This is a genomic window from Mesorhizobium sp. M1423, from assembly GCF_040317575.1.
Lineage (GTDB): Bacteria > Pseudomonadota > Alphaproteobacteria > Rhizobiales > Rhizobiaceae > Mesorhizobium.
In genome coordinates, this window is sequence record NZ_JAMYKU010000006.1 from 223127 (window position 1) to 246311 (window position 23185).

Below are 23185 nucleotides of genomic sequence, written 5' to 3' on the forward strand. Positions count from 1 at the left end.
TCTAGCCTCGACAATGCTTTCTCGGTCTGGACACAGCTCGCGGCGCCGAATGTTTGCGCTCGGCTGAAACCCTCGAGCACTGCAAAGCGTATAGTATCATGTACCTCGGACAGCGATTTCTCAGGGACAACGGAGACAGGCCATGCGCCGCGCGTTTTTCGCATTCGCAGTCGTTCCATTCATTTTCGCATCCCAGGCCTTTGCTGGCGACGCCGAAGTCAAGGCGGCGCAAACGGTCATCGATGGTCAATTGAAGGCCTTCATCGCCAACGACGGAGCGACGGCCTACAGCTTTGCCGCACCAAATGTGAAACGCATCTTTCCAACTGTCGATACCTTCATGAACATGGTGACCAACGGCTACCCGCCGGTGCGCCAACCGCAGACCTACTCCTTCGGCAAGGTTCGCGAGACGAGCCCGACCTCGATCATCCAGCAGGTGCTGATCGTCGGCCCGGATGGCAAGGACTATGAGGCGGTCTACACGCTCGAACTACAGCCTGACGGCAGCTTTCGGATCACCGGCTGCAGCCTGCGCGCGTCCACGTCGCTCAGCACCTGAGGGTGCTTGAGGAGGGCAAAGTTGTCTCAATCCTGTCGCCGGTAGAGCGTCCAGCTCAGGCCTGAAAACCCCCAGTGTCTCGACGCGTCGGCCCGTTCATACGCCAAAGCGCATGCGGCCGTCGGTTCAACATGTTCGGCTTGCTTGTCCACATCCCCCTCGAGGATCAGCCAAGCCGGCCGGTCGGCGCACATCCTGTTTTCCGGAACCAGCCAAGCCCGACGATCCGTCCGCGCCGCAAAATAATCGACGACCATGGCGGTGCGGAAATCACTGTTGCTCGCATAGGCGGCAGCGCCGTTCCTGGTCATTTCATCGACCATAGCAGCGTACGAGCCGCGTCCGTACTGATAGAATTGGAGCAGCGACGAAATGCTTCCACTCACCACGATCGCCAGTGCTCCCACCGCAAATAGCCTGGCAGTCCCGCGAGCAGCCAAGCCGCGACCGATCATCTCGCCGGCCCAGAGCAGCAGCAATGTTCCGCTGATGATGAAATAGCGCGGAAACTCGAGATTGGGCAGATGTGTCGCCGCCATGAGCAAAGGCAGTCCGATAATCCCGATGACATAGAGGCTGGCCCGGCGATCGCACCAGACACCAGCGGAGAGGCCAACAAGACCGCAGGCGGCAACGATATACGGCCAGTCGCCGAACCAGGGGGGCAGCCCGAACAGAGAGCGGATCATTCCGCCATAGCCCTGCGCGAAGGCGGCAATCGAGAACGGCGAAACACCACCGACACTGAAGCCGAACAGCCTGCCGCCGATAAACACGCAGGCAGCCAGCGGCAGCACGGCAAGCAAGGCCGGCAGGAAGATCGACGCCAGATCCGCAACGACACGGCTGACCCTCACCGTACGCTGCCAGGCGAGCCACGCGGTCCAGATTGCGAGGACTGCCACCATTCCGATCATGGTGAGATGGCATAGGAACCCGAAAAGGATCGCCGCTGCCAAGGCCGTGCCAGACAACCGTTTGTTGTCGAGCCGGCGCTCCAGAAAAACCACCGAAAGCAGCGTGAAGAGCACAAGGCCGGCATAGCCACGCGCCTCCGAGCCGTAGTGCACCATCGGATAGCTCACGGCAAACAACAGGCTTGTGGCAATCATCGCCCGTCGTCCGTGCGGTGCGGCGGTCGCTGCCGCCGCAACTGTCGTGGCAACACCTAGTGCTATCGACAGGCCTCGCTGGATCAAAGGCGAAGCGTCGGGGCCGATGAGATAGAGATAGACCGAGTTGAGGAAATGATTGTTGTCGTGATTGACGCGCCAGAATATCTGGTCGATCGAGGTCAGCGGCTCAATCAGCGCAAAGCTCCAGATCTCGTCCAGCCAAAGGTCGCCGCGCGCGCCAAGCAAGCGCAAAACCAAGCCGGTCACGGCGATGACCAGAACGGCAAGCAACGACCCCGCCGTCCATTGCTGGACCGCCACGGAGGGCGAAGGCGAAGGCTCGGCGCTGCCATTCGTCCGCACCGTCGTGCCAGGAACTGAAACTTGCCCCGAAACGAACAGGTTCTTGATCCTCGCCCGATGTCGTCCTGCAATGCTTATTAGGCAGACGTTTCAAAACAGTTCATGGCAGGTGCGATTCCTCCCTGGAGCCGGATTCCTGGCGGGCACGCCTACCGGACGGGGAGGTCACCGTTTGCCCATTGCTGCGTGATGATCTCAGCTTGTCCGGCGAACCTGCCAGCCCCGATCGCTTCGCGAATGTCGCGCATCAGTTGCTGGTAGTAGGACAGATTGTTCCAGGTCAGGAGCATCGCCCCGAGCGCCTCTTGCGAGCGCACCAGGTGGTGCAGATAGGCGCGCGAATAGTCGCGTGCGGCCGGGCAGTCGCTTTCCTCATCGATTGGACGCGGATCGTCGGCATGGCGGGCGTTGCGCAGATTGACCTTGCCGCGCCGTGTGTAGGCAAGGCCATGCCGCCCTGCCCGCGTCGGCATCACGCAGTCGAACATGTCGATGCCGCGCGCCACCGACTTCAAGATGTCGTCCGGCGTGCCGACACCCATCAGGTACCGCGGCCGGTCAGCCGGCAACTCCGGGCAAGTGATGTCGAGCATCTCCAGCATCACCGCTTGCGGCTCGCCGACGGCCAACCCGCCGACCGCGTAGCCCTTCAGCTCCATCGCCTTCAGCGCCTGCGCCGAGCGCAGCCGCAGGTCCGGTATATCGCCGCCTTGCACAATGCCGAACATCGCCTTGCCGGGCTGCTCGCCGAACGCCGTCTTGCAGCGCTCGGCCCAGCGCAACGACAACTCCATGGCACGCTCGATCTCTTTTTCCTTGGCCGGCAGCGCCGTGCACTCGTCGAGTTGCATCTGGATGTCTGAATCGAGCAGCCCCTGGATTTCGATGGAACGCTCCGGCGACATCTCGTAGGCGCCGCCGTCGATATGCGAACGGAAGGTCACGCCGTTCTCGCTCAGTTTCCTCAGTTTTGACAGCGACATCACCTGGAAGCCGCCGCTGTCGGTGAGGATCGGATACGGCCAGCGGGCGAATTCATGCAGGCCGCCGAGCCGCGCCACGCGCTCGGCGCCGGGCCTCAGCATCAGGTGGTAGGTATTGCCGAGGATGATGTCCGAGCCGACACCGCGCACCTGATCCATATACATGGCTTTCACCGTGCCGCCGGTGCCGACCGGCATGAAGGCGGGCGTGCGGATTTCCCCGCGCGGCATGGTGATTGCGCCACGCCGAGCCCTGCCGTCGGTCGCCAGCACCTTGAAGGCGAATGCGTTAGTCATCGAGTTCCCTAGCCATTGAACTCCTTGTCGAACACCGGCGCGTCCGGAGCCTGTCGGTCGAGCGACTGCCGGTAGCGGATGCAGCCGCGCATGAATTTCGGCCAGGGCGGCACGGCAATCGCCGGCTCGGTCTTTTCGGGTAAAAGCGACCAGAGATCGGGGTGATGCCAGCACAGATCATGGCCGGTGGCGTCGCGGTGTTGGCGGATGCCGGCGCGCAGTTTCCTGACCTCGGCGAGCAAGGCTTCGCGGCCGAAAGTTTCCAGGTCATCGTCCATCGTTATCCTCCCTGAACAGAAGACTTGCGTCTCCATAGGAATAGAACCTGTAGCGGTTCTCAATGGCATGCGCATAGGCCGCGTGCATCGTCTGCAAACCGCAGAAGGCCGAAACCAGCATGAACAGCGTCGAACGCGGCAGATGGAAATTGGTCATCAGCATGTCGGCGGTCTTGAAGCGATAGCCGGGCGTAATGAAGATGTCGGTCGGGCCTGACCATGCGGCCAGCCTGCCGTCCTTGCCAGCCGCGCTCTCCAACAAACGCAGCGATGTCGTGCCGACAGCGATAATGCGCCCTCCTTTTGCTCTCGCCGCATTCAGCGCCTCGGCGGTTTCCGGGCTGACCGAACCGGTTTCGGCGTGCATCTTGTGGTCGGCGGTGTCGTCCGCCTTCACCGGCAAAAACGTGCCGGCGCCGACATGCAGCGTGACGAAACGGCGCTCGATGCCATTGGCGTCGAGCGCGGCAAACAGCTCCGGCGTGAAATGCAGCCCCGCCGTCGGCGCGGCCACGGCGCCCTCCTCCCTGGCATAGATGGTCTGGTAATCGCTGCGGTCGCGCTCGTCGTCGTCACGCTTGGAGGCGATGTAGGGCGGCAGCGGGATGTGGCCGACGGCGTGCAGAGCCTCATCGAGGAACGGACCCGACAGGTCGAAGCCGAGCAGCACCTCGCCACCTTCACCCTTCTCGATCACGGTCGCGTCGAGCTGGCCGAGAAAGCAGGAATTGGCATCATGACCGAAATGAATGCGATCACCGGCGGCGACGCGCTTGCCCGGCCGCATGAAGGCGAGCCAGCGGTCGGGCGCCGTCCGCATGTGCAGCGTGGCTTCGACCTGCGCCGCTGCCTCGCCGCGCCGCCTGATGCCTTTCAGCTGCGCAGGAATGACCTTGGTGTCGTTGAAGACCAGCACATCACCAGCCCTGAGCAGGGACGGCAGGTCGCGCACGATCATGTCCTCGAACCCTGCGCCCGGCCTGACCACCAGCATCCTGGCGCTGTCGCGCGGTTCGGCTGGCCGAAGCGCGATGCGCTCCTCCGGCAGATCGAAGTCGAAAAGGTCGACGCGCAAGAAATTCCCGCCTCAAGGTTCCGGGCAGGTCACCGCCCAGGCGCCGACACCGTCTATGCTCAATGTGCCGCCCATCGCGAAACTGGACTGCTCGCTGGCCTTGACCAGCCGCAATCTGGCGACGATCGAGCTGAGGCCCTCATCAGTGAGATCGATCAGCATACGCTCGTCGTCCTCGAATGCCTGTCCGACGATGACTTTCGTTGAACCCGGCTGGCCGTCCGTGGTCCATGTCTTGCCGCCGGCATCCAGCCACACGCGCGCCACTGCAATGACGGCTGTGTGTCCCATCAACACGTCGATCGATGCCGCGCCGCCGTCGGCGCCGCAAACGATCGATTCCGTCGCCACCGCCGGAGTGGCCGCCGCGACGAGCACAAATGCGATGGCCGCGACAGCCCGGCTGGTCATTTCACGTCGGCCGCGACCTTGAGCGACACGATCTTGTCGGGATCCTGCACCGGTTCGCCGCGCTTGATCTTGTCGACATTGTCCATGCCTTCGATGACCTGGCCCCACACCGTGTACTGGCGGTTGAGGAAGGCGGCATCGTCGAAGCAGATGAAGAACTGCGAATTGGCCGAGTTCGGGTTCTGCGAGCGCGCCATCGAGCAGGTGCCGCGGCCGTGGTTGGCGTTGGAGAACTCGGCCTTCAAGTCGGGCTTGTCGGAACCGCCCGTACCGGCGCGGGTCGGCGCGAAAGACGGCTTATTGGAATTGCCGAATTTCACGTCGCCGGTCTGCGCCATGAAGCCGTCGATGACGCGGTGGAAGACTACGCCGTCATAGGCGCCTTCGCGCGCCAGCTCCTTGATGCGGCCGACATGGACGGGCGCCAGGTCTGGGAACAATTCAATGACGACCTTGCCCTTGGTCGTGTCCATGATAAGCGCGTTCTCGCGGTCCTTGATCTCGGCCATGTCAGAATATCCTTTTGAAACTTGGGTTTACTTGCCGTCGGCGGCGATGCGCACCTTGATCATGCGATCGGGATCGGTCACCGTCCCGTTCTGCGCCTCGTCGCCCTTCTTGATGTGGTCCACCAGCCCCATGCCGCCGACGACATTGCCGACGATGGTATACTGGCCGTCGAGCGGCGGTGCCGGCGCGAACATGATGAAGAATTGCGAATTGGCGGAATTCGGATCGTTGGAGCGGGCCATGCCGACCACGCCGCGCTGGTAGTGTTCGGTGCTGGAGAATTCGGCCGGCAGGTCGGGAAGATCGGAACCGCCGGTGCCGACGGCGTCGGCATTGAAGCCGCTCTTCATATTGCCGAACTTGACGTCACCGGTCTGCGCCATGAAGCCGTCGATGACGCGGTGGAAGGCGACGTTGTCGTAGGCGCCCTGGCGCACCAGCTTTTTGATCTGCGCGACGTGTTTCGGCGCAAGGTCGGGCCTCAGCGCGATGGTCACGTCGCCGTCCTTTAGCGTGACGATCATGGTGTTTTCGGGATCGGCGGCAAACGCCGACACCGATGCGGTCACAAGACCGGCAAGCATAGCAAGCAAGAAGGCAAGCTTTTTCAGCTGCATGGGATCTTTCTCCGAATATCTTCGTTCATGCATGTCGTTACCCAAAACCGGGCTCCACTTTTGAGCGACATGCATTTATTTCGCGAATTTGGCGGTGAGCGCGCCGGCCACGGCCGCCGGCACGAAGTGGCGGATGTCGCCTCCCATCGAAGCTATCTGGCGCACAAGTGTGGCGGTAATGGTGCGCACCGAGGGGCTGGCGGGCAGGAAAACCGTCTGCAGCTCCGGCGCCATGGTCTCGTTCATGCCGGCCATCTGCATCTCGTAGTCGAGATCGGTGCCGTCGCGCAGGCCGCGGATCATGATCGAGGCGCCATGCTTCCTGGCCGCGTCGATGACCAGACCGTCGAAGGCGACCACTTTGATGCGCGCACCGTCGCTGCCGAATTCCGCCTTCGTTGCCGTTTCGATCAGATCGACCCGTTCCTCGAAGGAAAACAATGGCTTCTTGCCGGGATGGATGCCGATCGCCGCATAGATGGTGTCCGCCACGGCCAGCGACGCCTTCAGCACGTCGAGATGGCCGTTGGTCAGCGGGTCGAAAGAGCCGGCATAAAGGGCGATGCGTTCGGTCATGGCAGGTGCTTCTAGCGAGCCTCTCCCCTAAAGGCAAATCCGATCGGCAGGCCCGCCCCATGAACCTTTTGGCCGACGTGAACGACAGATGAATGTGCCGCTCACAACGGCTTCACGCAGTGTTCACTAAGTTGCAGCTTCGAAAGATGAAACCAAACACCCATCTAACCGTTGTTAGGCGCAGGAGAACACGCACATGCTGATCTACATGCTCGCCACCGCAATGACCGTCGCCATGCTGATCGCTACCGTATTCGGGTTGCATCAGGAAGCACAGCGCGTCCGCGCCAAGACCAATACCAAACGGTTCGAAGGCTTCGGCATCCGCAAGCCTTATCGCCACTTCTAGATTGCTGGGGTTTCTTGACAACGCCGGCCCATAGGGCTGGCGCCGTCGCGGCAAACTCACTCGACGGTAGTGTCAGGCTCCCCACCTTCGGCATCGGTAGCAGCGCCACCTTCAGCATCGACACTCTCTTCGATCTCTTCGTCGGCTTGCGGCTCTGAAATCCGCTCCACCGAAACGACCTTCTCGCCCTCTGCGGTATTAAAGATCGTAACGCCCTTGGTGGCGCGGCTGGCAAAACGAATGCCGTTGACCGGGACGCGGATGACGGTGCCGCCATCCGAAACCAGCATGATCTGATCGTCATTGCCGACCGGGAAAGTCGCCACCAGGCGGCCGATTTCGGCCGTTTTCGACACGTCGGTGGCGCGGATACCCTTGCCGCCACGGCCGGTCAGACGGAAATCGTAGGACGACGAACGCTTGCCGTAGCCATATTCCGTAACCGTCAGCACGAACTGCTCATGTGCCTTGAGGAATTCGTAGCGCTCGTCGGAAAGCTCCGCCTCTTCGCCGACCTCCTCATTGGTAAGCTGGATTTCTTCCTCCTCACCGGCGGCAATGTCGACGACAAGCCGACGTTCAGCCACCACCCGCTTGAGGTAGGCGGCCCGCTCGGCCGGCGGCGCATCGACATGCTCGATCACCGCCATCGAGATCACCCGGTCGCCATCGGCCATGGCTATGCCGCGTACACCGACCGAATTGCGGCTCTGGAAGACGCGTACGTCGCTGACCGAAAAGCGAATGCACTGGCCGGAACTTGCCGTCAAAAGCACGTCGTCATTGTCGGTGCACGTTTCGACGCCGAGGATCTCGTCGCCTTCCTCGTCCAGCTTCATGGCGATCTTGCCGTTGCGGTTGACCTGGACGAAGTCCGAAAGCTTGTTGCGACGCACCGTGCCGCGCGTGGTGGCGAACATCACGTCGAGCTCGCCCCAGCTCGTCTCATCCTCCGGCAGCGGCATGATGGTGGTGATGCGCTCGCCCTGTTCGAGCGGCAGCATGTTGATCAGCGCCTTGCCGCGCGATTGCGGGTTGCCGATCGGGAGGCGCCAGACCTTTTCCTTGTAGACGATACCGCGTGAGGAGAAGAACAGCACCGGCGTGTGCGTGTTGGCGACGAACAGCCGGGTGACGAAATCCTCGTCCTTGGTCGACATGCCGGAGCGGCCCTTGCCGCCGCGGCGCTGCGCCCGGTAGAGCGACAGCGGCACGCGCTTGATGTAGCCGGAATGGCTGACGGTGACGACCATGTCCTCGCGCTGGATGAGGTCCTCGTCTTCCATGTCGGCCCCGCCCTCGGCGAGCTCGGTGCGGCGCGGTGTGCCGAACTCGTCGCGCACGGCGATGAGTTCGTCCTTGACGATCTGCTGAATGCGGGCGCGGGACGACAGGATGTCCAGGTAATCCTTGATCTCGTCGCCGATCGTATTCAGCTCGTCCGCGATCTCGTCGCGGCCGAGCGCGGTCAGGCGCTGCAGGCGCAGTTCGAGGATGGCGCGGGCCTGCTCCTCGGAGAGATTGTAGGTTCCGTCCTCGTTGATGCGATGGCGCGGATCGTCGATCAACAGAATCAGCGATTCCACGTCGCCCGAAGGCCAGCGCCGCTCCATCAACTGCTCGCGCGCCGTCTGCGGGTCCGGCGCCGTGCGGATCAGCTTGATGACTTCATCGATGTTGGCAACAGCAATGGCAAGGCCGACCAGCACATGGGCGCGGTCGCGCGCCTTGCGCAGCAGGAATTTCGTGCGCCGGCTGATCACCTCCTCACGGAAGGCGACGAACGCCTTCAGCATGTCGGTCAGCGTCAGCAATTCCGGCTTGCCGCCGTTCAGCGCCACCATATTGGCGCCGAAGGACGTCTGCAGCGGGGTGAAGCGGTAAAGCTGGTTGAGGATGACATCGGCGACGGCGTCGCGCTTCAGTTCGATAACGACGCGGTAACCCTGGCGGTCGCTCTCGTCGCGAATGTCGGAAATGCCCTCGATGCGCTTATCGCGCACCAGCTCGGCCATCTTCTCGATCATCGACGCCTTGTTCACCTGGTAGGGAACCTCGGTGATGACAATCGATTCACGGTCGTTGCCGCGTGGCTCGACGTTGACGCGGCCGCGCATGACGATGGAACCGCGGCCTGTCGAATAGGCGCTGTAGATGCCGGAGCGGCCAAGCACGATGCCGCCGGTCGGGAAATCCGGTCCAGGAATGATCTCCATCAGCGCCGGCAGGTCGATCGCCGGATTGTCGATGAGGGCAATGGCGCCGTTGCAGACCTCGCCCAGATTGTGCGGCGGGATGTTGGTGGCCATGCCGACGGCGATACCGCCGGAGCCGTTGACCAACAGGTTCGGGAAGCGCGCCGGCAGGACTTTCGGTTCGCTGCCCGACGCATCGTAAGTGTCCTGGAAATCGACGGTGTCCTTGTCGATGTCTTCCAGCAACTCATGCGCGACCTTGGTCAGCCGCGATTCCGTGTAGCGCATCGCCGCCGGCGGATCGCCGTCGATCGAGCCGAAATTGCCCTGCCCGTCGATCAGCGGAACGCGCAGCGACCAATCCTGCGCCATGCGCACCAAAGCGTCATAGATCGAGGCGTCGCCATGCGGATGGTATTTACCCATCACGTCGGCGACCGGGCGTGCCGATTTCACATATTTGCGGTTCCAGTGATAGCCGCTCTCATAGGCGGCGTAGAGGATGCGGCGATGCACCGGCTTGAGGCCGTCGCGCACGTCCGGCAGCGCACGGCTGACGATTACGCTCATGGCGTAATCGAGATAGGAGCGCTGCATCTCCTCGATGATGGATATCGGCTCGATGCCGGTGGGGCCGCCGTCGGCGCCGCGCGGTGTCTTTTGGTCGGTCAAATCGGATCACAATCTAATCAGGAATCACTTGGTGCTTATATAGGAAGCCGGCCCGAAACTCCAATAATCGCGGCAGTTTTCCAGTGTCGTTTTTAGCGGCAAATTCAAAAGGATACACCAATTGCGACGATATGGCCGTGGCACCCTTTCACGAGCGTCGCCGGCGGGCGCGATAAGTTCCCGGCGTCTCGCCCATCAGCCGCCGGAAACGGCGGTTAAAGGTTGATAGATCGTTGAAACCCGCCGCAAAGGCGATCGCCGAGATCGCCTGATCTGACGTCCGCAGCCGCACGGCTGCCCTGTGCAGCCGCGCTCTCAGCAGGAACTGATAGGGCGTCATGCCGGCAACGTGCCGGAAGGTGCGCAGGAAATGGTAAGGGCTGGTGGCGGTCTCGTCGGCGAGTTCGGCAAGCGAGATCGGCCGGTCGGCATCGATTTCGATGCGGCGCACCGCTTCGGCGACACGCTTCTGGTCACGGCGGCTTGGCGCCCGTCCCCGATCCGTATCGCCGCAAGCCGCTGTCACGGCTGCGCCGGCAATGCGCAGGGCGAGTTCCTCGAACGCGCCGGTGTCGGCCATCTCGCGCGCCGCCTCCGCTTCGGCGAGCAGCGGCACCAGCGCCGACAAAGGCGGCAGGCGCGGCATGCTGAAATCAAGCTGCTTTGCGCCCGCGTCGGCGACGATCCGCTCCATATAGGCCAGTCCGAAATGGAAGGAGAGGCAGCGGTCGCCGGTGCCATGCTCATGCCCGCATTCGTAGCAGGTGCCGGGATTGCCGAGCAGGAGCGCGCCCGGCGCCAGCATCGCCGTGCCCTGGCGCGCACGATAGCGGAACGTGCCGCTGGTCACGGCGGCGACGCAGAAATCCCGATGCTCCTCCTCGAATGGCCTGTCGGCGGCACTAGCGGTGCAGACGACATCCAACACCTGCCAGCCTCGGCCCGACGCCAGCCTATGCGCGCTCGTCGTCATCGCCGAAACATAGCAATTTTTCCCAAGCGCAGAACCCCGGTCGGCCTCTATGCTTACCGGTCTCCTGACAAGATGAGAGCGAAGCCATGTCCAATTCCTTTGCCAAGGCCCTGCACAGCGATAGGCCCGTACCGGCCCTTGCCGAGAAACTGAACCTTTATGGCCGCTTCGTCGGCGCCTGGACGTTCGACGCCACGCGCCATCTCGAGGACGGCCAGGTGCTGACCGGGCGCGGCGAAGTGCATTTCGGCTGGGTGCTCGAGGGCCGCGCGATCCAGGACGTATGGATCCTGCCCGCTCGCGACGCCGGCCCCTCGCCGTCGCTCGGCAAATGGACCTTCTATGGCACGACGTTGCGCGTCTATGACTCAGGCGTCGACGCCTGGCACATCTTCTGGAGCGACCCGCGCAACCAGTATTACAGCCGCCAGCTGGGCCGCGTCGAAGGCGACACGATCGTCCAATTGGGCGCAGACGGCACCGGCGCTTCGGTACGCTGGAGCTTTTCCCGGATCACCGGAGATTCCTTCCGCTGGCTGGGCGAGCGCTCGTATGACGACGGCGCCACCTGGCGTGTCGAAGTCGAGTTTCTGGCGCGGCGCGCCGCCAGCCCCTGATCCGCACGGTTTCCACTGGCACCGCTTTGCTCTACCAATCCCGTTATCCGGCATTGCCGGCGGGGAGGGTCAGCATGCCGAGCTTCGACAGCCTGTTCAACGCCTTCGTCACCATACTGGTGACGATCGATCCGCCCGGCCTGGCGCCGCTCTTCCTCGCCGTGACCCGCGGCATGAACCGCGAGGAGCGCAACCAGGTCTCCGTGCGCGCCTCGGTCATCGCCTTCCTGGTGATGGCGTTGTTCGCAGTCGCCGGCGCGTCGATCCTGTCAGTCTTCGGCATCACCCTGCCGGCCTTCCGCGTCGCCGGCGGCTTTCTGCTGTTCTTCATCGCCTTCGAAATGGTGTTCGAGCGCCGGCAGGACCGCAAGGAGAAGATCGGCGATGTCGCCATCACCAGGGACATGATCCACAACATCGCCGCCTTTCCGCTGGCGATCCCGCTTATTGCGGGTCCCGGCGCGATTTCGGCGACCGTCCTGCTCTCAAGCTCGTTTCAGGGTTTTAGCGCGCAGACAGCACTTGTCGGCATCATCGCGATCTGCCTTGTCATCACCTACCTGGTGTTCGTGCTGTCAGAGCGCATCGACCGTATCCTCGGCCAGACCGGCCGTTCGATCCTCACGCGGCTGCTTGGCGTCATACTGGCGGCGCTCGCCGTGCAGTTCGTCGCCGACGGCATCAAGGCACTGATGGCGACGTAGGACCGCCCTACTTCGCCGTCTCGATCACTTCGAAGTCATGGGTGATCACGGCGGTCTTGGCCATCATTGCCGAGGCCGAGCAGTATTTCTCGATCGAAAGCTCGATCGCGCGCTTTACCTTGTCGTGCGACAGCGCCCGGCCCTTGACGACGAAATGCATGTGGATGCGGGTGAACACCTTGGGATTGGCTTCTGCACGGTCGGCATCGAGTTCGACGACGCAATCTTCGACCGCCTCGCGCCCCTTTTCCAGGATATGGACCACGTCATAAGCCGAACAGCCGCCGGTGCCGATCAGCACCAGCTCCATTGGGCTCGGCCCCGGCGTCTTGCCCTCCGGCCCGAACGCAGTGCCTAGCACCAGCTTGTGCCCACTGGCGGACTCGCCGACGAAAGTGCGCTCCTCGACCCATTTGACCCTTGCTTTCACTGATCCGTCCTTTCACCGCTCAAACGCACAACGTCCCGAAAATCCAAGACAGATTTTCGGGACGCCATTTCGTGGCCAAGGTGCTGGCGCTTTTCGCCGCAAGGGCAGTCCGCCCCGAGAAATCAGAACGGGATTTCGTCGTCCAGTTCGCGCGACGAACCACCGCCGGTGCCCTTGTTGGCGCCACCGCGATTGAAACTTTCGTCCGGGCCGGACTGGCCGAAATCGGACCCGCGGCTGGCACCACCACCGGCATAGTTGCCGACCTGGCCGCCGCCCTCGCCCCGTGCATCGAGCATCTGCAGCTCGCCGCGGAATTTCTGCAGCACGATTTCGGTCGTATAGCGGTCATTGCCGGTCTGGTCCTGCCACTTGCGCGTCTGCAACTGGCCCTCGACGTAGACTTTCATGCCCTTTTTCAGATACTGCTCGGCCACCTTGGCGATCTGATCGTTGAAGATCACGACATTGTGCCACTCGGTCTTTTCCTTGCGCTCTCCGGACGTCTTGTCGCGCCAGCTTTCCGACGTCGCGATGCGGATGTTGACAACCGGGTCACCCGAATTCAGGCGGCGGATTTCAGGGTCCGCCCCGAGGTTGCCCACCAGAATGACCTTGTTGACGCTACCCGCCATGATACTTCTCCGCGCTCATCCGAAACCAGATTTCTGTCGCTGCACCTTACAGGCTATGGATAAGCCATGCCTGCCGTCGCTGCCTTTTCCCACAACGTTTTTGTTCTCTTTTCGTTCTATAGTACAGGCCCTGCACTGTCAATAGTTGTCAGTAAGAAGTAGTGTCTTGGCGTCGAATTTCCACAGACCATGGGATCGAGGCGAACGCATGAAGACGGTTGCGCATGACGATCAGCCGCAAGAAGAATGGCGGGCGGGGGTAAAGACCCGAATGCATGTCTCGGCCCGCAACGGCGCAACTCAACTTTGCATATTCGAACAATGGGTCGAACCAGCGGTTGGCGCCCCGACACATTGGCACCCGGTCGAGGAAGTGCTTACCGTCATCGCTGGCAAGGCCGAGATGTGGATCGACGAAGAGCATGTCGTCTTGACTGCCGGACAGTCGCTTGTTGTTGCCGCGCGCAGGCGACATGGCTTCCGAAACGTCGGCTCCGAAATGCTTCATATCCATGCCGTGCTCGCGTCACCAGTTTTCGAGGCGACGTTCAACGGATCCCCTGACATGGTGAGACGCTGGCTTCCAGCGAGTTTGTAAAACCTCGCCCGTCTTAAAAAACACCGCCTGTCTTAAAAACACGGCTTGCCAAACCGATAAGTATCGACTTATGCTTTTGACATGATCGAAGCAGAGATTTTTCGGGCACTGGCCGATCCGACGCGTCGCGCCGTCTATGAGCGGCTCGCCGGCGGCGAGATGACGGTGTCGGAACTGCGCACTGGCATGCCGGTATCGCAGCCGGCGGTATCGCAACACCTCGCCGTGCTGCGCGGCGCCGGCCTCGTGGTCGAGCGCCGGGCCGGTCGCAACGCCTATTACCGCGCCGATCCGAAGGGGCTTGCGCCACTGCTCGGCTGGATCGAACGCTACCGCGCGTTCTGGCCAGAGCGCATCGAAAGGCTCAAGACGGTTTTGAAGGACATGGACCAATGACCAGCCGAGGCAAAGAACGCGCGGAAATGGCGGCAGACAAGATCGAGTTCGAGTGCGAGCTGCCGGAGCCGCCGGAAAAGGTGTGGCGGGCGCTGACGGTGCCGGACCTGCTCGCGGCCTGGATGATGCCGAACGACATTGAACCAAAGATCGGTAGCCGCTTTGCCTTTAAAGCGCCGGAGGCGCCGATCGAATGCGAAATCCTCGACGCCGATCCCGGACGGCTGCTGCGCTATTCCTGGCGGGAACGGCCGGCGCCCGGCGATACGCAGGCGCCGCCCGGCAGCCCGGTGGACAGCCCAATGGACGACAGCCCGGTGGACAGCATCGTCACCTTTACGCTCGATCGCACCGTTTCCGGCGGCACGCATCTGCGCATCGTCCATGATGGTTTTGCTCGGGCAGCGATGCCGGAGATCGCGATGGCAGGCGCCGGCTGTCGGCTTTCGTTTGAAGCGCGCAATCCCAGGCACAAGCAGATCGCCGCCAACATCCCGCGCCTCTTCCTGCGCGCGGCCTGAACGACAATAGTCAACGGAGAGAAACGATGAGCGGCCTTGCCAATCTGGTGCCGATGGTGATCGAGCAGTCGAGCCGCGGCGAACGCGCCTTCGACATATTTTCGCGGCTGCTGCGCGAGCGCATCGTCTTCATCAACGGCCCGATCGACGACGGCACCTCGGCGCTGGTCTGCGCCCAGCTTCTGTCGCTGGAATCCGACAATCCCGACAAGGAGGTCTCGCTCTACATCAACTCGCCGGGCGGCGTGGTGACCAGCGGTTTCGCCATCTACGACACGATGCAGTACATCAGCTGCCCGGTCTCCACCGTTTGTATGGGCTTCGCCGCCTCGATGGCCTCGTTCCTCTTGATGGCGGGCACGCCGGGGCGGCGCATCGCATTGCCCAACGCCAGCATCGTGCTGCATCAGCCTCTCGGCGGTTTCCAGGGCCAGGCCTCCGACATCCAGCGCCATGCCGAGGGCATCCTTCGCACCAAGCGGCGCATGACCGATCTTTACGCCCAGCATTGCGGCCGCACCTACGAAGAAGTGGAACGCACGCTCGACCGCGACTTTTTCATGACCGCGCAGGAGGCCAAGGATTGGGGCCTCGTCGACCATGTTTTCGACACTCGCAAACAGGCCGCGTGAAGCACCTTCGAAGCGATATAAGGGCCGGCAACTTTCAGCGCCGCCGGTCTGGCTTCGGCGCTATCGCCGCACTATAGTCAGGTGATGACCGCCAGCCGTTCACCCAGCCTATACCTTGCCATTGCCGCCATTGTGGGCACGAACATGCTGGTGGGCACGGCATTTGCCCAAGATAATTCGACGTCGGCGCAAAGGGGCGCCCTGCCCGGTGTGACCAGCGACTATCGCATCGCCGAGCCAGCGCTGCAGCCCGAGCCCGACGGGGCGGTTCCCAGCAGCGGCTACGGCACATTCAAGATCGGCGATACCGAAGTTCGGATTTCCGGTAGCATCACCATCGATGTCGCCACCGGCGGGATCAGGCCTCCCAGCCGCTAAGTTCGCCTGGTATGCACCGCAAATGTGCGCTTCAAACGAACAGCCCCGCCATTGCTTGTGCAACTGACGGGGCCTCTTGGATCTAAAATCCAAATTGCCGGGAGTGTACTGCCGGCTTTTTATTTCGGATGCTTCGCGGCATTCAGCCGACGATCCGACTAGCAGTCTCTGATTGTTGTGGGGATCGGCAGGTCAACGTTGGCAGGTAGCGCTAAACGCCTGACCTGGCTACTTATACCTGCCGCGGCTCCAGCGACACGTGGAGCCTCAAGGAACTATCCGGTGGAGTCATGCCTCTGCTCTCCTTCTGTTCGTTGCGACTGTCGTCGTCGAAGCGCTCATCGCATAACCCACGGCGTCTCGCAGGCTAGCCCCAGGCCGCGAGGCCATCGAAAGACGGCCGGCTTCGTTGACGTTTGGAGTCTGCCCCCGTGACGCATGGACGTCAACCTTGAATAGCCGATTACCGAAAAATGTGATCGCGAGACGCATTGTGAAGCCGGCTGTACGGGCAGCCTTTGTCAGGAGCGTGTTCGGCCTTTGTTCTTTCCGCTTGCCCGTTCGCGCGAAAGGCGGTTAAACGCATTGGTCGAGAGTTGTGGCGTCTCTCGAAAAGGCGGCGAAATTACCTACATAGGGGGTGGTCGGGAAAACCCGCCCATCCCACGAATTCCAGATTCTGAGGCGGCGACCGGCGATGGCCGACCATAAATATCTCTCCATTCGCGGGGCACGCGAACACAATCTGAAGAATGTCGATCTCGACCTGCCGCGTGACAGCCTGATTGTCATGACCGGCCTGTCGGGGTCCGGCAAGTCGTCGCTTGCCTTCGACACCATCTATGCCGAAGGCCAGCGCCGCTATGTCGAGAGCCTTTCGGCCTACGCACGGCAATTCCTCGAGATGATGCAGAAGCCGGACGTCGACCAGATCGACGGCCTGTCGCCGGCCATCTCCATCGAGCAGAAGACCACCTCGAAGAACCCGCGCTCGACGGTCGGCACCGTCACCGAGATCTACGATTATATGCGGCTTTTGTTCGCCCGCGTCGGCATCCCCTATTCGCCGGCCACCGGCCTGCCGATCGAGAGCCAGACGGTTTCGCAGATGGTCGACCGGGTGCTTGCGGTCGAAGAGGGCACCCGGCTGTTCATCCTGGCACCGATGGTGCGCGGCCGCAAAGGCGAGTACCGCAAGGAACTGCTCGAGCTGCAGAAAAAGGGTTTTCAGCGCGTCAAGGTCGACGGCGTCTTCTACGAGATCGCCGACGTGCCGGCGCTGGACAAGAAGTACAAGCACGACATCGACGTCGTCGTCGACCGCATCGTCGTGCGCGGCGATCTGGCGACGCGGCTCGCCGATTCCATCGAGACCGCGCTGAAGCTGGCCGACGGGCTGGCGGTGGCGGAATTTGCCGACAAGCCGCTCGACGCCAGCCAGACCGGCGAGGATTCGGTCAACAAGTCGAAGAACGAGACGCATGAGCGCATGCTGTTCTCGGAAAAATTCGCCTGCCCGGTGTCCGGCTTCACCATTCCCGAGATCGAGCCCAGGCTGTTCTCGTTCAACAATCCGTTCGGCGCCTGCCCGACCTGTGACGGGCTCGGCAGCCAGCGCGCCATTGACGCCAGCCTGGTCGTGCCCGACGAGAATGTCTCGCTGCGTGCTGGCGCCGTCAGCCCGTGGGCGAAGTCGACCTCACCCTATTATGCGCAGACGCTGGAAGCGCTGGGCGTTGCCTATGGCTTCAAGCTCGGCGACAAGTTCAAGGATTTGAGCGAAGAGGCAAAGCAGGCCATCCTGCACGGCACTGGCGAGCGCGAAATCGCCTTCCAGTATGATGACGGGCTGCGCTCCTACAAGACGACCAAGACCTTCGAGGGCGTCATCCCCAATCTCGAGCGCCGCTGGAAGGAAACCGAATCCGCCTGGATGCGCGAGGAGATCGAGCGCTTCATGTCGGCCACGCCCTGCCCGGCCTGCCGCGGCTACCGGCTGAAGCCCGAGGCGCTCGCAGTCAAGATCGCCGGCAAGCACATTGGCGAGGTCACCGAGCTGTCGATCCGCAAGGCTGACCAGTGGTTCACCGATTTGCCTGCTTCGCTTAACGACAAGCAGAACGAGATCGCAGTGCGCGTGCTCAAGGAAATCCGCGAGCGGCTGCGTTTCCTCAACGATGTCGGTCTCGACTATCTGACGCTGTCGCGCAACTCCGGCACGCTGTCGGGCGGCGAGAGCCAGCGCATCCGCCTCGCTTCGCAGATCGGCTCCGGCCTGACCGGCGTGCTCTACGTGCTCGACGAGCCGTCGATCGGCCTGCATCAGCGCGACAATGCCCGCCTGCTCGACACGCTGAAGCATCTGCGCGACATCGGCAACACGGTCATCGTCGTCGAGCACGACGAGGATGCCATCCTGCATGCCGACTACGTCGTCGATATCGGCCCGGCCGCCGGCATCCATGGCGGTCACATCATCGCCCAGGGCACACCGCAGCAGATCATGGCGACTCCCGCCTCGATCACCGGCAAATATCTGTCGGGCGAGCTCGAAGTGGCGACGCCTGCGGTTCGGCGCGAGGCGAAAAAGAACCGCCGGCTGAAGATCGTCGGCGCGCGCGGCAACAATCTGAAGAACGTCACCGCTGAAATCCCGCTCGGCACGTTTACCGCCGTCACCGGCGTGTCCGGCGGCGGCAAGTCGACCTTCCTGATCGAGACCTTGTTCAAGGCGGCGTCACGCCGCATCATGGGCTCGCGTGAGCATCCTGCCGATCACGACCGCATCGAAGGGCTGGAATTCCTCGACAAGGTCATCGATATCGACCAGTCGCCGATCGGGCGCACCCCGCGCTCCAACCCTGCAACCTATACCGGCGCCTTCACGCCGATCCGCGACTGGTTCGCCGGCCTGCCGGAGGCCAAGGCGCGCGGCTACCAGCCGGGCCGTTTCTCGTTCAACGTCAAGGGCGGCCGCTGCGAGGCCTGCCAGGGCGACGGCGTCATCAAGATCGAGATGCATTTTCTGCCCGACGTCTATGTCACCTGTGATGTCTGCCACGGCAAGCGCTACAACCGCGAGACGCTCGACGTGCTGTTCAAGGGCAAGTCCATCGCCGACGTGCTCGACATGACGGTCGAGGAAGGCGTCGATTTCTTCGCCGCCGTGCCCGGCGTGCGCGACAAGCTGGAGACGCTGAAACGGGTCGGCCTCGGCTACATCCATGTTGGCCAGCAGGCGACGACTTTATCGGGCGGCGAAGCGCAGCGCATCAAGCTCGCCAAGGAACTGTCGCGCAAGGCAACCGGCAAAACGCTCTACATCCTCGACGAACCGACCACCGGCCTGCATTTCCACGATGTCGCCAAGCTGCTTGAAGTGCTGCACGAGCTGGTCGACCAGGGCAACACGGTCGTCGTCATCGAGCACAATCTAGAGGTGATCAAGACCGCTGACTGGGTTCTCGATCTTGGCCCCGAAGGTGGTGACGGCGGCGGCGAGCTGGTGGCGTCCGGCACGCCGGAGGACATCGTTCGCGAAAAGCGCAGCTATACCGGGCAGTTCCTGAGGGAATTGCTGGAGCGGCGCCCCGGAGGCAAGCGCGAAGCGGCGGAGTGATGGCAAAGAACGGTCTCATCACGGTCCAAAGCAGCTTCGGCGTGGCCGAAACCATCGATCGCTTGGTCGAGACTGTGGAACGTGCAGGATTGCTGGTCTTCGCCCGCATTGACCACGCCGCCGGTGCGCGCAATGTCGAAACATCACTGCGTCCAACCCAGCTCCTGATTTTCGGCAATCCCAAAGGCGGTACGCCACTGATGCAGGACCGGCAGCTTGCCGGCATCGATCTGCCGGTCAAGGCGCTGGCTTGGGAGGACGAGCAAGGCAAGGTCTGGCTCTCCTACAATGACGCACACTGGCTGGCGGAACGCCACGGCTTGGGCGACGCTAGCCGCAATGCTGTCGCCGCGATAGCCGCCGGCATGGACAAGGTGATTGCGGCCGCTGCCGGCGCGGGCCAGTTTTGATCATGAGAGCCGCTCGGGCCGATGATCTCCCTACGGTGATCTCGCTCACCACCGACGCCTACGCGCCCTACACTGCCCTGTTCGGAGCGCCGCCGATCCCGGTCACCGAGGACTATGCGCCGCGCATAGAACGCGGCGAGGTCTGGCTTTCGGAGCAGGACGGACAGCCGGCCGGCCTGATCGTTCTCGAACGGCACGATGACCACACAATGATCTTCAGCGTCGCCGTTGCGCCCGCCTTTCAAGGCAAGGGTTTCGGCATCGGGCTGCTCGACTGGGCCGAGCAACAGACGCGCCTGTGGAGCTTGCCTGAAATCCGACTCTACACCAATTCCAGAATGGAACGGAACGTTTCGTTGTATAAGGCCTACGGCTTTCGCGAAACGGGTCGCCGGCCCAATCCATATCGGCCAGGATGGACGGTCGTCGACATGGCGAAAGCCGTCGAGACGACCGCCATCGCGTGATCCTTTTCTGCAAACCGGGAGGACTACCATGACTCAATCAGGAACAATCCGCGCTGGCATGGGCGGCTGGACCTTCGAGCCCTGGGACACGTCCTTCTACCCGGACAAATTGTCGAAGGCCAAGCAGCTGAATTATGCCAGCCGGCAGGTGCCGACCATCGAGGTCAACGGCACCTATTATTCGAGCTTCAAGGAACCGACCTTCGTCAAATGGGCTAACGAGGCGCCGGATGGTTTCGTCTATTCGCTGAAGGGCAACCGCTTCGTCACCAACCGCCGCGTGCTCGGCGAAGCCGGCGAATCGATTATGCGCTTCCTCGGGTCGGGCGTCGCGGCACTTGGCGACAAGCTTGGGCCGATCCTGTGGCAGTTCGCGCCGACCAAGAAATTCGACCCGGACGACTTCGAGGCGTTCCTCAAGCTATTGCCGGAGAAGCAGGACGGCGTTGCGCTGCGCCACGCGGCCGAGGTGCGCAATGACAGCTTCGTCGTGCCCGAGTTCGCCGCCTTGGCACGCAAGCACAAGGTCGCGATCGTTTTTGCTGATCATGCTAAATATCCAGCGATTGCCGACGTCACCGGCGATTTCATCTATGCGCGCCTGCAGACCGGCAGCGACGACAATCCCGATTGCTATACGCCCAAGGCGCTCGACGAATGGGCGGCCCGCGCCAAGACTTGGGCGCAAGGCAAGGTACCGGCCGAGCTGCCGCGCGCCGATCCTTCGACCGACGCGCCGGTCAAGCCACGCGACGTGTTCGTCTACTTCATCACCGAGGGCAAGGTCCGCGCTCCATTCGGCGCCATCGCGCTGATGAAGCGGGTCGCAGGCTGACGCCCCGCTGTCGGCGGTCCGGCTGGCCGGCTCCTAGATTACCGCCTATGCGGCGCGCTCGTCCGGACGCCGATCAACCCTGACGATCTCGTTGAAAGCATCGAGATCGACATAGAAGACCTTGGTGATCTCCGCGATAAGTTCGTCGTGTTCATATCCCTGCGATTTCAGAATGTTGATGGCCGTTATGATGTCGACACGCTCCGTGAGCCGTCGTTTCTGGTAGTCCTCGACATAGCGCTCCATCGTCTGGCCCTGGCTCCCAAGCACCCGAAATGTTGGACGACAACAGATCGCTGGAGGGAGCGGCTTGCGCGCAAGCGGCCCGCGCCTTCCCCTGATCTGCCAATTTGGAACTGGTACGGAAAGCGGCCGACTCACCAAGGCCAAGCAAAATCTAGCACGCAATCTTCGGTGCGCCAGAGTTGCAAAGTAATAGAATCAATAAGAATTCAGACGGTCAGGAATTTCCGCACGTCCGCCCGGTCGAGATCCTCGGCGGGGCCGGTATGGACGATCTGGCCGCGGTCCATGATATTGACCTCGTCGGCCAATTCCCGGCAGAAATCGAGATATTGTTCGACCAAAAGCACGGCAATGCCGGCTTGGTCGCGCAGATAGCGGATGGCGCGGCCGATATCCTTGATGATCGACGGCTGGATGCCTTCGGTCGGCTCGTCGAGCACCAGCAGTTTCGGCCGCATCACCAGTGCCCTGCCGATGGCAAGCTGCTGCTGCTGGCCGCCGGACAGATCGCCGCCGCGGCGCGCGAGCATCTGCTTCAGCACCGGAAACAGCTCGAAGACGTGACCGGGAATGTTGCGGTCGGCGCGCTTCAGCGGCGCGAATCCCGATTCGAGGTTTTCCCGCACCGTAAGCAGTGGAAAGATCTCCCTGCCCTGCGGCACGAATGCGATGCCCGACCGGGCGCGATCATACGCCGCGCTCCGGTCGAGCGCCTTCCCCTCGAAGGCAACACTTCCGCTCGTCAGCCGGTGATGGCCGACGATCGATCTCATCAAACTGGTTTTGCCGACGCCGTTGCGGCCGAGCACACAGGTGATCTTGCCGGCGCCGGCCTTTAGCGAGACGCCGCGCAGCGCCTGGGCGGCGCCGTAATGCAGCGTGGCATTGGAGACTTCGAGCATGGTCAGCGCTTTCTCCAACGCCTGAAAAACGAAAGGTCGAAATGATGGAACGGAACGCGCCAGACCATGCTCATCTCCCCAGGTAGACTTCGACGACGCGCTCGTCGGCCGAAACGAAGTCGAGCGAGCCCTCGGAAAGTACCGAGCCTTCGTGCAGGCAGGTAACCTTGACGCCGAGCTCGCGCACGAAATGCATGTCGTGCTCGACGACGATGACCGAATGGTCGCGCGCGATGTCTCTAAGCAGCCGCGCGGTTTCCTCAGTCTCGGCGTCTGTCATGCCGGCAACCGGTTCGTCGACCAGCAGCAGCTTCGGATCCTGCGCCAAAAGCATGCCGATCTCGAGCCATTGTTTTTGGCCATGGCTCAAATTGGCGGCGAGTTCGTCGCGCTTGTCGCCAAGCCGGATGATGCCGAGAATGTCGTCGATCTGCCGCGGTTCCGCGGCCGAGCGACGATGGAACAGTGCCGGGAAGATCGAGCGCGGGCCTTTCAGCGCCAGCATCAGATTGTCCTCGATCGTGTGGCTTTCGAAGACGGTCGGCTTCTGGAATTTACGGCCGATGCCCATCATGGCGATTTCGGCCTCGTCGTGTTTAGTCAGGTCGACCTCGCCGTCGAAGAAGACCTCGCCCGCGTCGGGCCGCGTCTTGCCGGTGACGATGTCCATCATCGTCGTCTTGCCGGCGCCGTTGGGGCCGATGATCGCCCGCATCTCGCCCTTGTCGAGCACCAGCGACAGGTTGTTGATGGCGCGAAAACCATCGAAGGAAACCGACACGCCGTCGAGATAGAGGATGGTGTTGCTCTTCGACATCA

At 62.4% G+C, this 23185-nt stretch carries 28 protein-coding genes; 13 read left to right on the forward strand and 15 right to left on the reverse strand.

Annotation, left to right across the window (positions count from 1 at the left end):
* Window positions 1–142 precede the first annotated feature (142 nt).
* Window positions 143–562 (forward strand): DUF4864 domain-containing protein, encoded by a 420-nt coding sequence (locus NKG95_RS10635; RefSeq protein ID WP_023717782.1) that lies wholly within the window; start codon window positions 143–145, stop codon window positions 560–562.
* A gap of 26 nt (window positions 563–588) precedes the next feature.
* Here the strand turns inward: NKG95_RS10635 and NKG95_RS10640 are convergent, their stop codons facing one another.
* The 8 genes from NKG95_RS10640 to coaD form a co-directional block, all read right to left on the reverse strand.
* Window positions 589–1968: a glycosyltransferase family protein gene (locus NKG95_RS10640; protein WP_353040598.1), complete on the reverse strand. Its 1380-nt coding sequence runs from the start codon at window positions 1966–1968 to the stop codon at window positions 589–591.
* A 221-nt stretch (window positions 1969–2189) separates the two neighbouring features.
* Window positions 2190–3320, reverse strand: coding sequence for a tRNA guanosine(34) transglycosylase Tgt (gene tgt / locus NKG95_RS10645; RefSeq protein WP_353040599.1), 1131 nt, complete (start codon window positions 3318–3320; stop codon window positions 2190–2192).
* 8 nt (window positions 3321–3328) lie between these two features.
* Window positions 3329–3598, reverse strand: coding sequence for a hypothetical protein (locus NKG95_RS10650; RefSeq protein WP_353040600.1), 270 nt, complete (start codon window positions 3596–3598; stop codon window positions 3329–3331).
* Window positions 3588–4673 carry a tRNA preQ1(34) S-adenosylmethionine ribosyltransferase-isomerase QueA gene (gene queA, locus NKG95_RS10655; RefSeq protein WP_353040601.1) on the reverse strand — a complete coding sequence of 362 codons (1086 nt, stop codon included), beginning with the start codon at window positions 4671–4673 and terminating at the stop codon, window positions 3588–3590. Before queA ends, NKG95_RS10650 begins: the two co-directional genes overlap by 11 nt.
* 12 nt (window positions 4674–4685) lie before the next feature.
* Window positions 4686–5084 (reverse strand): hypothetical protein, encoded by a 399-nt coding sequence (locus tag NKG95_RS10660; protein WP_352587095.1) that lies wholly within the window; start codon window positions 5082–5084, stop codon window positions 4686–4688.
* A complete protein-coding gene (locus tag NKG95_RS10665) occupies window positions 5081–5593 on the reverse strand; it encodes a peptidylprolyl isomerase (RefSeq protein ID WP_353040602.1) in 513 nt (170 codons plus the stop codon). Before NKG95_RS10665 ends, NKG95_RS10660 begins: the two co-directional genes overlap by 4 nt.
* A 27-nt stretch (window positions 5594–5620) precedes the next feature.
* Window positions 5621–6211: a peptidylprolyl isomerase gene (locus NKG95_RS10670; protein ID WP_502913939.1), complete on the reverse strand. Its 591-nt coding sequence runs from the start codon at window positions 6209–6211 to the stop codon at window positions 5621–5623.
* A 75-nt stretch (window positions 6212–6286) separates the two neighbouring features.
* Window positions 6287–6787, reverse strand: coding sequence for a pantetheine-phosphate adenylyltransferase (gene coaD / locus NKG95_RS10675; RefSeq protein WP_023717790.1), 501 nt, complete (start codon window positions 6785–6787; stop codon window positions 6287–6289).
* A gap of 196 nt (window positions 6788–6983) precedes the next feature.
* On the opposite strand from coaD, the gene NKG95_RS10680 reads away from it, so the two are divergent.
* Complete coding sequence (locus tag NKG95_RS10680) at window positions 6984–7136, forward strand: hypothetical protein (RefSeq protein ID WP_353040603.1); 153 nt, start codon at window positions 6984–6986, stop codon at window positions 7134–7136.
* Window positions 7137–7192: 56 nt separating this feature from the next.
* Here the strand turns inward: NKG95_RS10680 and gyrA are convergent, their stop codons facing one another.
* Both gyrA and NKG95_RS10690 read right to left on the reverse strand, forming a co-directional pair.
* The gene (gyrA, locus tag NKG95_RS10685) at window positions 7193–10003 is read right to left on the reverse strand and encodes a DNA gyrase subunit A (protein WP_023717792.1); all 2811 of its coding nucleotides are present in this window, start codon (window positions 10001–10003) and stop codon (window positions 7193–7195) included.
* 148 nt (window positions 10004–10151) lie between these two features.
* Window positions 10152–10976 (reverse strand): helix-turn-helix transcriptional regulator, encoded by an 825-nt coding sequence (locus NKG95_RS10690; protein WP_352789237.1) that lies wholly within the window; start codon window positions 10974–10976, stop codon window positions 10152–10154.
* A gap of 86 nt (window positions 10977–11062) precedes the next feature.
* On the opposite strand from NKG95_RS10690, the gene NKG95_RS10695 reads away from it, so the two are divergent.
* Window positions 11063–11593, forward strand: a complete 531-nt coding sequence (locus NKG95_RS10695; protein ID WP_023717794.1) for a hypothetical protein — start codon at window positions 11063–11065, stop codon at window positions 11591–11593.
* Between the two features lie 74 nt (window positions 11594–11667).
* The gene (locus NKG95_RS10700) at window positions 11668–12297 is read left to right on the forward strand and encodes a MarC family protein (protein ID WP_023717795.1); all 630 of its coding nucleotides are present in this window, start codon (window positions 11668–11670) and stop codon (window positions 12295–12297) included.
* Between the two features lie 7 nt (window positions 12298–12304).
* Here the strand turns inward: NKG95_RS10700 and NKG95_RS10705 are convergent, their stop codons facing one another.
* Together NKG95_RS10705 and NKG95_RS10710 are read right to left on the reverse strand one after the other, a co-directional pair.
* A complete protein-coding gene (locus tag NKG95_RS10705) occupies window positions 12305–12727 on the reverse strand; it encodes an OsmC family protein (protein WP_353040604.1) in 423 nt (140 codons plus the stop codon).
* Window positions 12728–12849: 122 nt separating this feature from the next.
* Window positions 12850–13362 carry a single-stranded DNA-binding protein gene (locus NKG95_RS10710; RefSeq protein WP_352855370.1) on the reverse strand — a complete coding sequence of 171 codons (513 nt, stop codon included), beginning with the start codon at window positions 13360–13362 and terminating at the stop codon, window positions 12850–12852.
* 271 nt (window positions 13363–13633) lie between these two features.
* On the opposite strand from NKG95_RS10710, the gene NKG95_RS10715 reads away from it, so the two are divergent.
* The 9 genes from NKG95_RS10715 (at window position 13634) to NKG95_RS10755 (ending at window position 21218) form a co-directional block, all read left to right on the forward strand.
* Entirely contained in the window at window positions 13634–13960 is a 327-nt protein-coding gene (locus NKG95_RS10715) for a cupin domain-containing protein (protein WP_352844823.1), read from the forward strand.
* 81 nt (window positions 13961–14041) lie between these two features.
* Window positions 14042–14356, forward strand: a complete 315-nt coding sequence (locus NKG95_RS10720) for an ArsR/SmtB family transcription factor (RefSeq protein ID WP_023717799.1) — start codon at window positions 14042–14044, stop codon at window positions 14354–14356.
* Window positions 14353–14877, forward strand: coding sequence for an SRPBCC family protein (locus tag NKG95_RS10725; protein WP_023717800.1), 525 nt, complete (start codon window positions 14353–14355; stop codon window positions 14875–14877). Before NKG95_RS10720 ends, NKG95_RS10725 begins: the two co-directional genes overlap by 4 nt.
* Before the next feature lie 26 nt (window positions 14878–14903).
* On the forward strand, window positions 14904–15509 hold the full coding sequence (locus NKG95_RS10730; protein WP_352482251.1) for an ATP-dependent Clp protease proteolytic subunit: 606 nt from the start codon (window positions 14904–14906) through the stop codon (window positions 15507–15509).
* 84 nt (window positions 15510–15593) lie between these two features.
* Window positions 15594–15887, forward strand: a complete 294-nt coding sequence (locus tag NKG95_RS10735; RefSeq protein ID WP_352789227.1) for a hypothetical protein — start codon at window positions 15594–15596, stop codon at window positions 15885–15887.
* A gap of 697 nt (window positions 15888–16584) precedes the next feature.
* Complete coding sequence (uvrA, locus tag NKG95_RS10740) at window positions 16585–19506, forward strand: excinuclease ABC subunit UvrA (protein ID WP_352515887.1); 2922 nt, start codon at window positions 16585–16587, stop codon at window positions 19504–19506.
* The gene (locus NKG95_RS10745; RefSeq protein WP_023717804.1) at window positions 19506–19916 is read left to right on the forward strand and encodes a DUF302 domain-containing protein; all 411 of its coding nucleotides are present in this window, start codon (window positions 19506–19508) and stop codon (window positions 19914–19916) included. The genes uvrA and NKG95_RS10745 overlap by 1 nt, the downstream gene beginning before the upstream one ends.
* On the forward strand, window positions 19913–20383 hold the full coding sequence (locus NKG95_RS10750; protein ID WP_352482247.1) for a GNAT family N-acetyltransferase: 471 nt from the start codon (window positions 19913–19915) through the stop codon (window positions 20381–20383). Before NKG95_RS10745 ends, NKG95_RS10750 begins: the two co-directional genes overlap by 4 nt.
* 28 nt (window positions 20384–20411) lie before the next feature.
* The gene (locus NKG95_RS10755; protein WP_353040605.1) at window positions 20412–21218 is read left to right on the forward strand and encodes a DUF72 domain-containing protein; all 807 of its coding nucleotides are present in this window, start codon (window positions 20412–20414) and stop codon (window positions 21216–21218) included.
* 45 nt (window positions 21219–21263) lie between these two features.
* Here the strand turns inward: NKG95_RS10755 and NKG95_RS10760 are convergent, their stop codons facing one another.
* From NKG95_RS10760 to urtD, 3 genes are all read right to left on the reverse strand, one after another.
* A complete protein-coding gene (locus NKG95_RS10760; RefSeq protein WP_023717807.1) occupies window positions 21264–21464 on the reverse strand; it encodes a hypothetical protein in 201 nt (66 codons plus the stop codon).
* Between the two features lie 206 nt (window positions 21465–21670).
* Entirely contained in the window at window positions 21671–22366 is a 696-nt protein-coding gene (urtE, locus tag NKG95_RS10765) for an urea ABC transporter ATP-binding subunit UrtE (RefSeq protein ID WP_126041867.1), read from the reverse strand.
* A gap of 70 nt (window positions 22367–22436) precedes the next feature.
* On the reverse strand, window positions 22437–23183 hold the full coding sequence (urtD, locus tag NKG95_RS10770; RefSeq protein WP_353040606.1) for an urea ABC transporter ATP-binding protein UrtD: 747 nt from the start codon (window positions 23181–23183) through the stop codon (window positions 22437–22439).
* Window positions 23184–23185: the final 2 nt, after the last annotated feature.

What these genes read in the sequence shown, in the direction of transcription:
- NKG95_RS10635 (WP_023717782.1), top strand. Translation starts at nt 143, where the DNA reads ATGCGCCGCGCGTTTTTCGCATTCGCAGTCGTTCCATTCATTTTCGCA.
- tgt (WP_353040599.1), bottom strand. Translation starts at nt 3,320, where the DNA reads ATGACTAACGCATTCGCCTTCAAGGTGCTGGCGACCGACGGCAGGGCT.
- NKG95_RS10650 (WP_353040600.1), bottom strand. Translation starts at nt 3,598, where the DNA reads ATGGACGATGACCTGGAAACTTTCGGCCGCGAAGCCTTGCTCGCCGAG.
- NKG95_RS10660 (WP_352587095.1), bottom strand. Translation starts at nt 5,084, where the DNA reads ATGACCAGCCGGGCTGTCGCGGCCATCGCATTTGTGCTCGTCGCGGCG.
- NKG95_RS10665 (WP_353040602.1), bottom strand. Translation starts at nt 5,593, where the DNA reads ATGGCCGAGATCAAGGACCGCGAGAACGCGCTTATCATGGACACGACC.
- NKG95_RS10670 (WP_502913939.1), bottom strand. Translation starts at nt 6,211, where the DNA reads ATGCAGCTGAAAAAGCTTGCCTTCTTGCTTGCTATGCTTGCCGGTCTT.
- coaD (WP_023717790.1), bottom strand. Translation starts at nt 6,787, where the DNA reads ATGACCGAACGCATCGCCCTTTATGCCGGCTCTTTCGACCCGCTGACC.
- NKG95_RS10680 (WP_353040603.1), top strand. Translation starts at nt 6,984, where the DNA reads ATGCTGATCTACATGCTCGCCACCGCAATGACCGTCGCCATGCTGATC.
- NKG95_RS10690 (WP_352789237.1), bottom strand. Translation starts at nt 10,976, where the DNA reads ATGACGACGAGCGCGCATAGGCTGGCGTCGGGCCGAGGCTGGCAGGTG.
- NKG95_RS10695 (WP_023717794.1), top strand. Translation starts at nt 11,063, where the DNA reads ATGTCCAATTCCTTTGCCAAGGCCCTGCACAGCGATAGGCCCGTACCG.
- NKG95_RS10700 (WP_023717795.1), top strand. Translation starts at nt 11,668, where the DNA reads ATGCCGAGCTTCGACAGCCTGTTCAACGCCTTCGTCACCATACTGGTG.
- NKG95_RS10710 (WP_352855370.1), bottom strand. Translation starts at nt 13,362, where the DNA reads ATGGCGGGTAGCGTCAACAAGGTCATTCTGGTGGGCAACCTCGGGGCG.
- NKG95_RS10715 (WP_352844823.1), top strand. Translation starts at nt 13,634, where the DNA reads ATGCATGTCTCGGCCCGCAACGGCGCAACTCAACTTTGCATATTCGAA.
- NKG95_RS10720 (WP_023717799.1), top strand. Translation starts at nt 14,042, where the DNA reads ATGATCGAAGCAGAGATTTTTCGGGCACTGGCCGATCCGACGCGTCGC.
- NKG95_RS10725 (WP_023717800.1), top strand. Translation starts at nt 14,353, where the DNA reads ATGACCAGCCGAGGCAAAGAACGCGCGGAAATGGCGGCAGACAAGATC.
- NKG95_RS10730 (WP_352482251.1), top strand. Translation starts at nt 14,904, where the DNA reads ATGAGCGGCCTTGCCAATCTGGTGCCGATGGTGATCGAGCAGTCGAGC.
- NKG95_RS10735 (WP_352789227.1), top strand. Translation starts at nt 15,594, where the DNA reads ATGACCGCCAGCCGTTCACCCAGCCTATACCTTGCCATTGCCGCCATT.
- uvrA (WP_352515887.1), top strand. Translation starts at nt 16,585, where the DNA reads ATGGCCGACCATAAATATCTCTCCATTCGCGGGGCACGCGAACACAAT.
- NKG95_RS10745 (WP_023717804.1), top strand. Translation starts at nt 19,506, where the DNA reads ATGGCAAAGAACGGTCTCATCACGGTCCAAAGCAGCTTCGGCGTGGCC.
- NKG95_RS10755 (WP_353040605.1), top strand. Translation starts at nt 20,412, where the DNA reads ATGACTCAATCAGGAACAATCCGCGCTGGCATGGGCGGCTGGACCTTC.
- NKG95_RS10760 (WP_023717807.1), bottom strand. Translation starts at nt 21,464, where the DNA reads ATGGAGCGCTATGTCGAGGACTACCAGAAACGACGGCTCACGGAGCGT.
- urtE (WP_126041867.1), bottom strand. Translation starts at nt 22,366, where the DNA reads ATGCTCGAAGTCTCCAATGCCACGCTGCATTACGGCGCCGCCCAGGCG.
- urtD (WP_353040606.1), bottom strand. Translation starts at nt 23,183, where the DNA reads ATGTCGAAGAGCAACACCATCCTCTATCTCGACGGCGTGTCGGTTTCC.